Here is a 14,013-nt window from a genome sequence, read left to right as displayed (position 1 = left end):
ATGTAAATCTATAAATTAGCTTTTTAGATTCAGACATGAATTATTAAATCTATAAGTTATACTTATGTCTAACTTATAGATTTAATAATTTTATATATAATTAATTCATATTTAAAGTTAATTCACATTTAACCTTTAATGTTTATAGACTATCTCATGTTACATTAAGACATGTAGACATGTATTTTAAAATTTCTTATTACTTAGTTTTCCATTTCCTTAATCAATGATACATTTTGTTTCTCTACAGAATTCAAAACATCTGTATCAGCTCCTATACTATAATCTGGCTGATACCATGACTTATTACTAAAATAGCTTTTATAAGGTTCTTCTTTAAATACATATCCATATCTTGCAAATATTTCATTTCTTATATAGGCTAACTCCTCTTTACTATAAAGCCCAAGTTCATCTTTAGTTAGTACTCTAGAATCACTATCATATATAATATAATCATCATCATAACTTACTTCTTTATTTTTCGTATTAGAACTTGAACTTGAATCACTTTTAGTACTCTTTTTATCAGTAGTTTCACTATTTTCCTTGTTATTTATACTCTTGATAAATTTCTCCGCTTCTTCTTTGGAAATTTTATTAAGTGTACCACTGACATTATTAGCTAGTAATGAAATTTCATTACTATTAAATTTAGTTATAGTAAATTTTTCCTTTGATAAAGTATCTTTTCCTTTTAATACTATGCTATTACTATCTGAACTTTCTACTTCATATTTAACTGTATAATTACTTTCTTCTTCACTTTTACTATAAAGTTTTATCTTATCTGGCCCTTCAAATTCAAATATATTATATTCATCAGCTTTCCAAAAACCATTTAAATCTTTTGGTTCCAAATTTTTAGAGTAAATCAATTTATTCCCTAAATAAACTTCTGAATATTTTTCTACATTGTTTATTTCTATATTGTCTTTCTTAGTTTTTAAATTATAAAAATGTATCTCCTTATTTTTCGTAGAATATGCTATATTCTCTGAATTAAATGAATAACCAATGACATCACTTGCTATCTTGTCTTTATCTAAAAATAACTCACCACTTGATTTAATGAAAAGTAATTTTTCATCATTAATAATAGATACATTAGAATTTTCTTTCATATCATTGCCTATTTTTTCTTTTTCTTTATTATTCTTCTTAATATATATATCTCCATCAGAATTTGTAAATACAATTCCATCTTTAATGAAACTTACATAATTAACATCTGATTTTATTTTATTAGACGCATCTTTCCCTATTTCTTTCTCATATAATTCATCATCACTGTTTATAAAATAAAATTTATTATCTCTGTATTTATAAGACCTAACATCTGATGCTATTTTTTCACTAGCATTATTTTTGTACAAATATAACTCACCTTTCAAATCCTTATAATTATACTCACTTATATACATAACTTCTTCTTCATTAGATTTTACACCCCATAAATTTGATACATCTGAACTAATTTTTACTTTATCATTTTTATCTATACTTTTTAAATATAAATTATCATCATTATTTATAAATATTACATCACCTTTATTATTCATAATATCAAAGCTCTGTATATCAGTAGATATTTTTTCTTTGTTTCCATCTTCTTTATATAGATATAGCTCCTCATCTGTGTTCATATAATATATTAAACTTCCATCTGGAGACATCCTGTATAATACAACATCATTAGCTATTTTTTCTTTATCTTTTTCATCATATTTTACATACAAGGATTTTTCTGATGATATATATGCTATAGTATTTGAAGAAGGCATAAATTCATATGAATTAATTTCATCAGAAGATAAATCTGATGCTATTTTTTCCTTTTCTTTTTTTAGGTTATACTTATATAAATTATTTTCTTTATCTTGAATTAATATTGATTGTTCTCCATTTATATAATCTTTTTTAGTATATATAGGTACATCTGATGCTATTTTTTCTTCATCCTTACCTTCTGTCTTTATGTATACATCTGTCATATCCTCTGAGTTATTCTCATCATTTTTTAATAGTATAAGAGAATTATCTCTGTCTGCTTGCTTACCTTTAGAATCATTTTTTGAACTACAACCTGTACATATAAGTGCCAAACTTAAAACTATAAACAACCCTTTCTTTAACATTATTACTCCCCCTCATGATAATGATAAAACTTTTTGTGTAATAAATATACTATTCAATAATTTTTTAGATTTAAATCACCTTATATATTTTTATACTATTTACATAAAGATAATGCTTAAATATAATTTATATTTAAACTTCCAAAAAATTACTCTACTAGTTATAGTATAGCACAACAAACGTTATCCAAGCACACTCACTATTGTCACTCCAAAAGCTTTTAATGCCTCTTGAAGCACTTCATTCCCACCATAAGGATATCCAATAGGATTAAAATAAAGTTTAGCAGTTTGTTCACCAATCATTTCGAAACCTTCTATTGTATAATCGCCAAGTCCAATTTCAGAAAACACAGTCTCAAAATCCCATGGAACAGACCTTATATATTCTTGTCGATTCTCTTCATCCAGTAGTTTATATTTCTCCCAAAACATTTTATTTTCTTCTTCTGTTGGCCACCAAAAATAATCTAATTCTTCTTTATGATAAAATTCATCTACTTTTTCTAAAATATAATATTCTAAATCCTCAATTTGTATACAATCATTTTTTATATTTGCTATATATGAAAATAAATTTTTTATTCGATTAAATGTTTTTGTATCATCCTCATAAAATTTAATAAAACAAAAATTACACATTATTTATCCTCCTAGTGTAAGTAACTTATAATTACATTGTATAATAAAATATGAATAAGCAAACTACATACATTTATAAACACAATAAAAATAACTTGTATGTATCTAAATCAGATAGCACACAAGCTATTTATTATATCTAAAAAATTATATAATCATATTATAGGTCGTAATTATTAGAATTCAGCATTTTTAGGAGTTCTTGGGAAAGGTATAACGTCTCTTATGTTAGACATACCTGTCATATACATAATTATTCTTTCAAATCCAAGACCAAATCCAGAGTGAGTAGCAGTACCAAATTTTCTAAGTTCTAAATACCACCAGTAATCCTCTTCATTTAATCCCATTTCATGAATTCTATCTAATAGTACATCTTCTCTTTCTTCCCTTTGAGAACCTCCAACTATCTCTCCAACACCAGGAACTAATAAATCCATTGCTCTAACAGTTTTACCATCTTCATTCATTCTCATATAGAAAGCTTTTATATCTTTTGGATAATCCGTAACAAATACTGGAGAATTGTATATTTGTTCTGTTATATATCTTTCATGTTCAGTTTGAAGATCACATCCCCATTCTACTGGATACTCAAACTCATGTCCTGATTTAAGTAATAACTCTACTGCTTTAGTATATGTTATTCTAACAAATTCAGAGTTTACTATTTTATTTAGTCTTTCTAGCAATCCTTTATCTATAAAACTATTAAAGAATTCCATTTCTTCAGGAGCGTTTTCTAAAACATAGTTTATAACGTATTTTATCATATCTTCTGCAAGTTCCATGTTGTCTTCAAGGTCTGCAAAAACTATTTCTGGCTCTATCATCCAAAATTCTGAAGCATGTCTTCCTGTGTAAGAGTTTTCAGCTCTAAATGTAGGCCCAAAAGTATAAACATTTCTAAAAGAAAGTGCCATTATTTCAGCATTTAATTGTCCACTAACTGTTAAATTAGCTTCTTTCCCAAAGAAATCTTGTGTATAGTCTATTTTTCCATCTTCTGTTTTTGGAATATCATTTAAATCCATAGTTGTTATTCTAAACATTTCTCCTGCACCTTCACAGTCACTACCTGTTATTATTGGAGAATGTGAATATACGAAGTTTCTTTCTTGAAAGAATTTGTGTATTGCATATGCAGCTATTGATCTTACTCTAAATACAGCTGAAAAAGTATTACTTCTTGGTCTTAAATGTGCAATTGTTCTTAAATACTCAAGTGTATGTCTTTTCTTTTGTAGTGGGTATGAACTATCTGATTCACCTTCTACAACTATATTTTTTGCATGTATTTCTACTGGTTGTTTAGCTCCTTCTGTAGATACCACCTCACCTTCTACAAGTATAGATGAGCTTATTGCCAATTTACCTATCTCTTTAAAATTTTCAACTTTTTCATCAAATACTATTTGCATATTTTTAAAGAAACTTCCATCATTTAATTCTATAAATCCAAAGTTTTTAGATGCTCTAGATGTTCTTATCCATCCAGCTACTTTTACAGTTTTTCCTATGTACTGTTCTTTATCTCTGTACAATTCTTTTACTGTTATAAATTCCTTTTGCATTTTAAAGCCTCCTAGTTTAATTTTTAGTAATTTTTTCTAAATATAATTCAATTAAAAAAAGCCCTTCATCCCTGTATAAAGGGACGAAAGACTATTACTTTCGCGGTACCACCCTAGTTGTCATAAATGACCTCTTAGTTAAGCAATGCTTAAAGCCTATAACGGTGCCTTCCGTCTAAGTCTACTTGCTAAATAAGCTTTCGGTTAGAAACTCCAAGATGTTCTTCAATATAAAACTTGTATTGAGCTTTCACCATCCTCAACTCGCTAAAACTACATTTCATATCTACTCTTCTCTTCACAGTATTTATCTTTAATATTTCCGCTAATTAACAAAATTATACCAATTTATAAATTTTTAGTCAATAAGTTTATACAATTGATATTTACTAGTCTTATATAATCTATAATACAAAAATCTATAAGCAAAAACTTATATTTCCCTTTCAGATATTTATAAACTACATTTTGTCTTCTGACATCTATAAAAAAGTAAAGTAGTATACTGTTTATTAGCTTGAGTTTAACTTTAAGCTTTTTAAACTAATACTACTTTACTTAAATACAATAAATTATTTATTTTTCTTATCAAGTATGGAAGTTTTTACAGTTTACTTCCATTGTCAACCCAATCTTTTGCTTCTTCAACACTATTAAGCGAAGGTATTGAAACTTTACTATGAGGTTTTAATTTTTCAACATCTGCCCAAGCTGCTGTTGATTCATTTCCAACTAGAAGTGGACTTCTAAGTCTTTTGTTATCTTTACCTTTTAATGCTCTTGCTTTTTTATTTTCCAAAACTATCACCTCTATATATTTATTTTGTAATAGTTTTAGCAATTTTTCAAATTAAATTCATAAGTAAAATTTATAACAGATAAAATACCATTATTTACATATTTTTTTATTTACAAAGTATTTGCCATCTGTTGAATTGTATTCTTTAAATTTAAAATACCATATCCCTGTGAAACATTTGGATATGTATATATATCGAGCTTTGTAGCTCCTAATATTAAATATGTTTTTAAAACTTGTGTAAATAATGCTAATCTTGGGATATTATCTTGTTTTTCTAAGTACTCCATTAATAAGGCCAAGACTCCAGAAACTATAGAACTACTAACTCCTGTACCTGTTGCTGTATTGTATGTTCCATTTTTATATGTAGATATTATATCTACTCCTGGAGCTACTATATCTGGCTTAATTCCTCTTCCCCTAATTGGCCCTTTTGATGAACCAATCCACATGCTATCAGTCTTATTATTAAATGTACCAACTGTAATTACATCATCACCAGCAGCATACATAGTTATTGTAGCCACTGAATCTGGGTCTAAAAATCTTGTATCTGGTGCTATCAAGTTTTTATTTGGCAAATATATATCATACTCTCCTCCTATTATAAGTTCTGGAGTTAGTCTCAAAGTCCACACTCCAGGTTTTATATCTCTCAGTCTTATCTCTAGACTTTCATTCCCAGAAGTAATATATGGATAGATGAATCTCATTGAGTAAGTAGTATTTTCCAGATTAAATTTTCCTCTATATACATAGAAATCTGGAGAATACCTTATATCATGACTAACCTCACCTGAAGGAGATATTATTTGTGCACCTATTTTATCAGGTCCATTTGTATTCAGTGTTATATCAAGTGCATAATCATCACCATCTTGGATTATTACATCTTGGATTTCATTTAAACTACTAAATCTTCCAGCATAATGAATATCTGTATTACCTTGATTACCTGCACCACTTACTAATACAACACCAGCACTACTTAATATATTAAATGTATCTAGTATAGAAGTAGTTGACACAGCACCTGACTTAACTCCAATAGTAAGATTTATTATTATAGGTTTATTTTCTGTTTTTGCTATATTAGTAACATATGTTATAGCTGCTAAAAAATCCGAAACACTATAATTTATCCTTCCAGCATAATAGGTGTCTGTATATGATTTTAATTTAACCACTATCAAATCTGACTCTGTAGTTATACCTCTATATTGTGAATTTACTCTTCCATTTCCCACTAATATACCAGAAGCCAAAGTTCCAGTACCTATATTATCTTGACTTAAACTTCCATCATTTCTACTTATAGCCAAACTTAATTCATTTCTTGTAAATTCACTCCCAAAAATAAATCCTTCTGGTGGCGGATTTGTATTTTCTTCCTGGTCCCATAATCGTAAAACCTTGCTTGTTCCATCTGCTTTCACAAAGTCAGGATGTAAATAATCTATACCAGAGTCTATAACTGCTAATAAAATCCCTCTTCCTGTTATATTATTATATGGATTTTCGTAAATATACTCTGTTTCAGCAGCTGTTGTAATAGTTTCTCCATTGTTTACATTATTAGTTATTTCAATTAAACTGCTCATTGGAGCAGATTCTTCCCACCAAGCAACCTCTAATATATTATTTAAAATAGTTTCATCAAAATCCATAGGTACATATACTACTACAAGCTGGCTATTTAAAACCATATATTTATTTATTCCATTTTCTTGAAGTGCAGTTTCTATATCACCTTGGTAAATTATACAATAAGATTTTTCCATAAATCCCTCCTATCTTAACACATCAAACATACCTCTAACATCTAAAGTTCCATATCCAACACTTGTATTTGGATACTGTGTAGTTTGGTTTTTTCTAGCTCCAGCCTGCATAAAAGTTTTTATTTTTTGGACATATGCTTGATTTGGATATCTCCTATCAACAAAGGTATACTGAAAATACATTGCAGCGGCTCCTGCAGCATGTGCACTAGCCGCTGCTGTACCAGTTATAGTTGCATATTTATTGCCCGGATATGCAGCTATTATATTAACTCCTGGTGCTACTAAGTCTGGCTTTAATCTATCTTCAATAGTTGGACCTCTTGATGAACTTTGCCACAAACTATTATTAATAGTATTGTAAGCTCCTATAGTTATTAAATCGTCCTGAACAGCTGGATAATTTATAGTGTAGAAAGGGTCAACCTCTCTAAATCTAGTTCCACTTTTCAAAAGAGCTCTATTTGGGAGATACAAGTTATATATTCCACTTACAATGTAAACTCCTACCAATCTAATCTTCCACACTCCTCTTTTAGCATTTCTCAAAGTAACATTGGTAAACTGCTGACCTGAAAAGGTAGTTGGATATACATACGTTATAGAATACTCAGTTCCTTCTAAATCAAATAAACCTGTTACCCTATTATAACTTGATACTCCAACACTTTTACTTTCTTCACCAGTAGGAGATACTATTATTACATCTGCCTTATCTGGCTTATTCAGCCAAAGTTCTACTGATAACTCTTCTTCTTCATCACTTAATTCCAACTCAACTTCAACAGCACTTCCTACATTTGGTATTCTTCCAGATGTGTGTGTCTGAGTATTTCCCTCATTTCCTGCTCCTGCTGTTAAACATAACCCTCTAGTAAAAAATGCTTTTTCACTATTACTTCTATTAGTCAATCCAACTAAACTATTGCTGCCCAAAGATATATTTATTACTAATGGCTTCCCAAGTTCAAAAGATTTTTTATATGCATACTGAGATGCAGCAAATAACATCGCACTATTATAGAATCCCTCTATCTTGCCAATTTTTATTATTATTAATTCAGCATCTTCAGCTATTCCTGCATACTCCTTATTTACATTACCAAGCCCTGCACATATACCACTTATCATAGTTCCTTGCCCAACTTCATCTTGAGATAGGCTAGCATCATTTTCTGCAATTGCTCTATTAATATCTTCTCGTGTATATTCTGTGCCAATATAAAAACCTTCAGGTGGAGTTCCATTCTTTGTCTGGTCCCATAAAAAAGCTATCTTTGATGTACCATCTGCATATATAAAATCTTTATGTAGATAATCTATTCCTGTGTCAGCAATTGCTATAAGAGTACCTCTTCCTGTTATTGTTATATTGGGATTATTTTTAAAAAAGTTTACACCTATCTCTTCGGTTGCAACTACACCACCAAAAGTACCTTGATTAATCTCCCCAAGTAGTGTCATCTTTATAGTTGATTCTGTCCTTATAACTGATGGAAGTTCCAAAACTCGTTGTATACTATTATAGTCTGTAGTGTTTATAGATAATACGCCAAATGAGTCACTTAACTTAAGAAATTCTTGACTCATACCCAATGAGGCTAACTCATCTTCAAATTCAGGAGTATGAATTACATTTATTCCTGCCAATGTTCCTGATTGTCTATCCATATTTTCACTTAGAAAATCCTCCAACTTTAAATCATCGTTTCTCTGAGCATTATAATTTTCTATAACTCTATAATTATTTTCTTCATCTTTAAACGACTTATTAGTACTTCTATATCCAATGTCTTCTGTTTCTAAGTCTTGATTTATACTAGATAAAGTATACAAATCTATGTCTGATAAACTTAAAAAACCAAATCCCGATGAATTATTTGGATATGACTGATTACTTGTTCTTCTTGCTCCCCTAAGAAGTAATGCTCTTAACTTTTGCGAATATAAAAACAAATCATTTCCATTTACAATTCCCCATTCCATAAACAACGAACAAACTCCTGTAACATGAGGAGTAGCCATGCTCGTTCCAGTTAATGCTCCACTGGTACCTCCTGGCAAAAAAGATATTATATCTTCACCTGGGGCTAGTAAGTCTGGTTTAAACACACCCAATTGTGTATCTCCTTCACCAGAAAATATGGATACTATATCTGTTCTTGAATTGAAACTGCCTACAGTTATAACTCTACTGGCTGTTCCAGGAACTGTAACAGTAAGTTCTTGGGTAGGAATCAAAAATCTCGTGTTTCTATTTAATCCCTCAGAAGTTGGTAGATATATATTCACATTACCAGTTACAATATCTATAGGCTCAAATACAATTCTCCATAAACCAGGATTTATCTGTGTGTTTGAGCTTAACTGCAAAGTAACTCTCCTAGTAAGAGAATATGGTGCTATAGGATAAAAATAACCAGTAATTCTTGTCTCTCCTAAAGTATTTCTTATTTCACCTGAAGTTAGAGAAATTGATTGTGTCTGAGTATTTGATGGACTTACTAAATGTACACTAAAATCATCAACAAAATCTGGCCATATATTTATATTTAATATACGTTCTCCTTCTCCAACTACAAACTCGACTTCTTCTGTAGTGTTATTTTGAAGTCTAATCCTTTTATGACCACCCTTATCCGCATTATTTCCAGCTGCTACCACTATATTATTTTTCCAAAATAAACACATATCATCTATATACTGCTCAAATAAAGAAGTTCCTCTATGTGAGCCTTCATTACTTCCATAACTTATATTTAATGTAACAGGCATTCTTAATTCTAATGCCCTATCTAAAATAAATTTAATCGCCCTCATAAACTCTGTACTTCTTGAAAAAACATCTGTTTGTATATTTCCAACTCTTACCACTATTATCCTAGCATCACTTGCAATAGTTGCACAAATACCTGCAACATGTGTACCATGCAGACTAGTTGTTGAAATAGGTATATATGTACTTCCAGCTATTGCATTATTTATATCTTCATTAGTATATAATGTTCCTTCTTTAAAACCTTCTGGAGGATTTCCTTGTATAGACTGGTCCCAATAGTATAATATTTTAGACATTCCTTCGCTATCTCTAAACACAGGCAAAGTATAATCTATACCCGAATCAATTATACCAATTATAGTCCCTTTTCCAGTTAATCCTGTTCTATTTTTAAAACCTGTTATCCCTGTGCTTGAAAAACTTTGTATGTCTTGAGTTTGTAATATAAAAGGTTTTTCTATAAACTCTATTTCTGGATAAGTCAGTAATCTATTTACATCTTCTTCATCACTTGATGTTATTATTGCATATGAAGCATTAAGTATTTCTACTGAAACACCTAATTCTTGCTCTAATCTTAATATATCTCCGTTGTATTTTACGATTAATTCATAATTTATTATAATCACCTCAATTTCTAAAATTATTATTAATGTATATGTTTTTTGTGAGTCTAAAATGTATTAGACTATATAATTTTTAAATTCCAATTATACAATTTATAATATAAAAAATGATGGTACATCTTCTTTTAGAGAATTTGTACCATCATTTTTTATATTATTTAGCAACCATTAAATTTTTCAATGACTTCTCCAATCCTTTTACAGTTAATGGATACATATTAAACTCACTTTGTATTAACCTTTGAGTCTGATACCAATAACTGATTGAATCCCATCCATCTCTCAGTTCTGGATTTAGCCACACAATTTTACTATACTTTCTTTTGAATCTTTTAAGCCACTCTATTCCAGGTGTATCATTATATGGACCTCTATAATTACCACCAATATGAAGTAACTCAGAAGGTGCCATAGAGGCATCGCCAACGATTATAACTTTATAGTTTTTATCTATGTTTTGTAATATCCATTCAGTATCAATAGACTTACTTAACCAACATTCTGGTGTCGTAAATAATCTATCATAAAAACAGTTATGAAAATAGTATACTTTTACATCTTTGAAGTGATTTGATTTACTTACAGACTGAAATAATGTATTACATAAAGTACTATACCCTCTCATTGAACCCCCTGAATCTATAAGTAGCAAAAGCTTCACTGTATTTTTTCTTGGTTTTTCAAAGAACAGTTTTAAATACCCTGCATTATTACAAGTCTCTTCAATGGTTTTATCTAAATCAAGTTCTGTCTTTGGAGCATCTATTCTAGTAGAAAATTGACGAAGCCTTTTTAATGCAACTTGAAATTGACGCATATTTAAAACTTCATCATCTCTAAAATCTCTATACTTTCTTTCTCCTGCAACTTCGAGAACAGCTCTTCCATAGGTCGAAGTTCCACCTATACGTATACCAGTCTGACCTTTGCCTGAATGACCTAATTCAGAAGTCCCTCCTGTTCCTATCCAGTAATTTCCTCCATTATGTGGAGAATCTTGTTCTTTTATACGTTCCTCTAATTTAGCTCTCAATTCATCAAGGTTTATATTTGGATTTTGTTCTAATCTTTCAAATCCTTCTAAATCTACATTTGGCTTTTCAAGCCAGTTCATAATCTCTTCTGGAATTTCTTCTTTGTGTTCTATACCTTTAAAGTACTCTAAAAACACTGCATCAAATTTATCAAAATTACTTTCACTTTTTATTAAAATCATCCTACAAAGATAGTAAAAATTTGAAAAATTTGAATAACAAAGCCCTTTGTCCAGTGCTTCTATTAAAGTCATCCATTCATTTAAAGATATATCTAGACCTCTTGCTCTCAATAAATAAAAAAATTTAATAAACATAATTATTCAGCTCCTATTGACTACAAACGTTTTTGCATAGATTCAATATCCTCGTTATTTTTAAGCAGTATCCCTGCAAAAGGAACCTCTTTTTCTATTTTTTCAATTGGAATTCCACTCAAAGTCAATGCTTGTATCCAATCTATTAATTCTGATGTACTAGGTTTCTTTTGTATCTCTCTTAAACTTCTAATCCAATAAAAAGTGCTCATTACTTGTTCTAATAAATGTTCTTCAACTTTATCAAAATGTACTTTTACTATCTCCTCCATCATATCTCTATCAGGAAATTCTATATAATGAAATATACATCTTCTTAAAAAAGCATCTGGAAGCTCTTTTTCTGCATTCGAAGTTATAATCACTATAGGTCTTTGTTTTGCTGTTACAGTTTCTTTTGTTTCATTTATGTAAAATTCCATTTTATCTAATTCCCAAAGCAAATCGTTTGGAAACTCTAAGTCTGCCTTGTCTATTTCATCTATTAAAAGAATTACTTGTTCCTTTGAGCTAAATGCTTCTCCTAATTTACCATGTTTTATGTACTTACCAATATCATCTACTCCCTCACCTCCAAATTGACTATCATAAAGTCTTTGGACAGTATCATATACATAAAGTCCATCCTGTGCTTTTATAGTTGATTTTATGTTCCAAATTACTAAATCTTTTTGTAGTTGATTTGAAATTGCTTGTGCAAGCATAGTTTTCCCTGTTCCAGGTTCTCCTTTAATTAAAAGTGGTTTTTCAAGCGCTATAGCAACATTAACTGATGCCATTAATTCTGGTGATACTACATAATCACTGCTTCCTTTAAAATTACCCATTTCTTTTTTTAGCATAAGTTCTACTCCTTTTAAACAGTAAATTTTATAAATGTATCTGAATACTACATTAGTACTTTTAATATAGAATATTAATATAATACATTTGTATATCATTACTCTAAAATTCTATATCTAAATAAAATTACCTCTAAAATATTTAAATTTTATCTTTATTTGTCATAATTAAATGAAATATATATTTTTTAATAAGTTCAAGATACATTATCTTATAAGAATATCAGTCATAAAAAGCGATGATTTAATTAAAATCATCGCTTTTCATAAATTTGAGTTATAGCTAAATATAGAACAATTAATTTTTAGATTTGAGTTATCAATATAAAGTTCTGTATATATTTACTATTTCTTCTTTATTAAGTTTAACATAACTTTGATTTAGCAACCTTTGTTGACTATCTAAGACACTGTCTGCAAAACTATTTATCTCATAATCTTTCATTCCATATTCTCTTAAACTTTTTCTTGTAATAATTTTATTAAGTAGTTCTTCCATTTTTTCATATACCTCTGATACTTTACAATTCATTATTTCACTCAAAAGCATATTTATTTTTGCTAATTTACCATCTGGTGATAATCTATTATATGTTTTAAACACTTCTATAAAAAACTGATAATTAGCTTCACCATGAGTAACATGATAAACTCCGCTTAATGGGTATGAAAGTGCATGTACTGCTCCTGTACCAGCATTTCCAAAAGCAATACCAGCTAAATCACTTGCAACCAAAAAATCTTCTATAATATCAAATCTATAATCTTTTCCATTTAACACAATTTGCTGAAATCCATTTAAAATCATCTCTATAGCTTTGGTACTAAAAATTTCTGTATAAATACTTGCCTTTGGAGATACAAAAGATTCTATAGCATGTATTAAAGCATCAATTGCACTTGTAGCAAAAAATGAATATGGAAGCTCTAATAGTAACTCTGGAATTAAAACTGCATAATCTGGAAATAATTCATCTACAGCTAATCCAAATTTCGTATTCATCTCTGTTATTTCTGCAATTGAAATATTTGATACCTCTGAACCTGCTCCACAAGTTGTAGGAACAGCTATTAATTCTCTTATTTTTTCTAAAGGAACCTTTTTTTGAAATAAATCACTTGATTTCTTTCCATCTTTCAGTACTAACAACTTTGCCATATCAATAACTGCTCCCCCACCAATGGCAATAATTCTTGTACAATTAGTTTTTGAAAAATCATCCAGTAATTTATCCATCATTATATCATCAGGTTCACCAGCTCCATACTTACTTTTATATTCTACATGTACATCCAAACCAAAGCTTTTAAAATATGTATCATATGCATTTTTACTTGTTAATATAAAATCTGATTTACAAATCTTGAATTCTTCTATAAATTCTTTTGAATTTTTAAATTTATGAACTTGTGTTTTTTGCTGAAATAACTTCATGACATCCTCTTTTCTTCAACTTATGACTTAATGTTTTATTTTA

9 protein-coding genes and 1 other annotated feature are annotated in these 14,013 nt (G+C 29.2%); all 9 genes read right to left on the bottom strand.

Annotated elements, in window-relative coordinates:
- Nucleotides 1–203: 203 nt before the first annotated feature.
- The 9 genes from KGF50_RS16010 to KGF50_RS15970 all read right to left on the bottom strand — a co-directional run bounded on the left by KGF50_RS16010 (nucleotide 204) and on the right by KGF50_RS15970 (nucleotide 13,970).
- Entirely contained in the window at nucleotides 204–2,138 is a 1,935-nt protein-coding gene (locus tag KGF50_RS16010) for a YARHG domain-containing protein (RefSeq protein WP_227848987.1), read from the bottom strand.
- 183 nt (nucleotides 2,139–2,321) lie between these two features.
- Entirely contained in the window at nucleotides 2,322–2,780 is a 459-nt protein-coding gene (locus KGF50_RS16005) for a hypothetical protein (RefSeq protein WP_227848986.1), read from the bottom strand.
- A 176-nt stretch (nucleotides 2,781–2,956) separates the two neighbouring features.
- Nucleotides 2,957–4,354 (bottom strand): asparagine--tRNA ligase, encoded by a 1,398-nt coding sequence (gene asnS / locus KGF50_RS16000; RefSeq protein WP_227848985.1) that lies wholly within the window; start codon nucleotides 4,352–4,354, stop codon nucleotides 2,957–2,959.
- A 76-nt stretch (nucleotides 4,355–4,430) separates the two neighbouring features.
- Nucleotides 4,431–4,665, bottom strand: a binding site (T-box leader).
- A gap of 293 nt (nucleotides 4,666–4,958) precedes the next feature.
- A complete protein-coding gene (locus tag KGF50_RS15995) occupies nucleotides 4,959–5,162 on the bottom strand; it encodes a CDIF630_02480 family spore surface protein (RefSeq protein ID WP_413926757.1) in 204 nt (67 codons plus the stop codon).
- 101 nt (nucleotides 5,163–5,263) lie between these two features.
- The gene (gene cspC, locus KGF50_RS15990) at nucleotides 5,264–6,937 is read right to left on the bottom strand and encodes a bile acid germinant receptor pseudoprotease CspC (RefSeq protein ID WP_227848984.1); all 1,674 of its coding nucleotides are present in this window, start codon (nucleotides 6,935–6,937) and stop codon (nucleotides 5,264–5,266) included.
- Between the two features lie 9 nt (nucleotides 6,938–6,946).
- Complete coding sequence (cspBA, locus tag KGF50_RS15985; RefSeq protein WP_227848983.1) at nucleotides 6,947–10,345, bottom strand: bifunctional germination protease/germinant receptor pseudoprotease CspBA; 3,399 nt, start codon at nucleotides 10,343–10,345, stop codon at nucleotides 6,947–6,949.
- A gap of 151 nt (nucleotides 10,346–10,496) precedes the next feature.
- Entirely contained in the window at nucleotides 10,497–11,693 is a 1,197-nt protein-coding gene (locus KGF50_RS15980) for a VWA domain-containing protein (protein WP_227848982.1), read from the bottom strand.
- Between the two features lie 20 nt (nucleotides 11,694–11,713).
- Entirely contained in the window at nucleotides 11,714–12,535 is an 822-nt protein-coding gene (locus KGF50_RS15975) for an AAA family ATPase (protein ID WP_227848981.1), read from the bottom strand.
- 319 nt (nucleotides 12,536–12,854) lie between these two features.
- On the bottom strand, nucleotides 12,855–13,970 hold the full coding sequence (locus KGF50_RS15970) for a 4-hydroxybutyrate dehydrogenase (protein ID WP_227848980.1): 1,116 nt from the start codon (nucleotides 13,968–13,970) through the stop codon (nucleotides 12,855–12,857).
- Between the last annotated feature and the right edge of the window lie 43 nt (nucleotides 13,971–14,013).

The organism is Clostridioides sp. ZZV15-6598 (assembly GCF_020657705.1).
In the GTDB taxonomy this organism is placed as follows: Bacteria; Bacillota; Clostridia; order Peptostreptococcales; family Peptostreptococcaceae; genus Clostridioides; species Clostridioides difficile_F.
This window is presented reverse-complemented; position numbering and strand designations above follow the sequence as displayed.

Excerpts from the sequence above, each read along its gene's own strand:
- KGF50_RS15980 (WP_227848982.1), bottom strand. The coding sequence starts at position 11,693 with ATGTTTATTAAATTTTTTTATTTATTGAGAGCAAGAGGTCTAGATATA.
- KGF50_RS16005 (WP_227848986.1), bottom strand. The coding sequence starts at position 2,780 with ATGTGTAATTTTTGTTTTATTAAATTTTATGAGGATGATACAAAAACA.
- KGF50_RS16010 (WP_227848987.1), bottom strand. The coding sequence starts at position 2,138 with ATGTTAAAGAAAGGGTTGTTTATAGTTTTAAGTTTGGCACTTATATGT.
- cspC (WP_227848984.1), bottom strand. The coding sequence starts at position 6,937 with ATGGAAAAATCTTATTGTATAATTTACCAAGGTGATATAGAAACTGCA.
- KGF50_RS15975 (WP_227848981.1), bottom strand. The coding sequence starts at position 12,535 with ATGCTAAAAAAAGAAATGGGTAATTTTAAAGGAAGCAGTGATTATGTA.
- asnS (WP_227848985.1), bottom strand. The coding sequence starts at position 4,354 with ATGCAAAAGGAATTTATAACAGTAAAAGAATTGTACAGAGATAAAGAA.
- KGF50_RS15970 (WP_227848980.1), bottom strand. The coding sequence starts at position 13,970 with ATGAAGTTATTTCAGCAAAAAACACAAGTTCATAAATTTAAAAATTCA.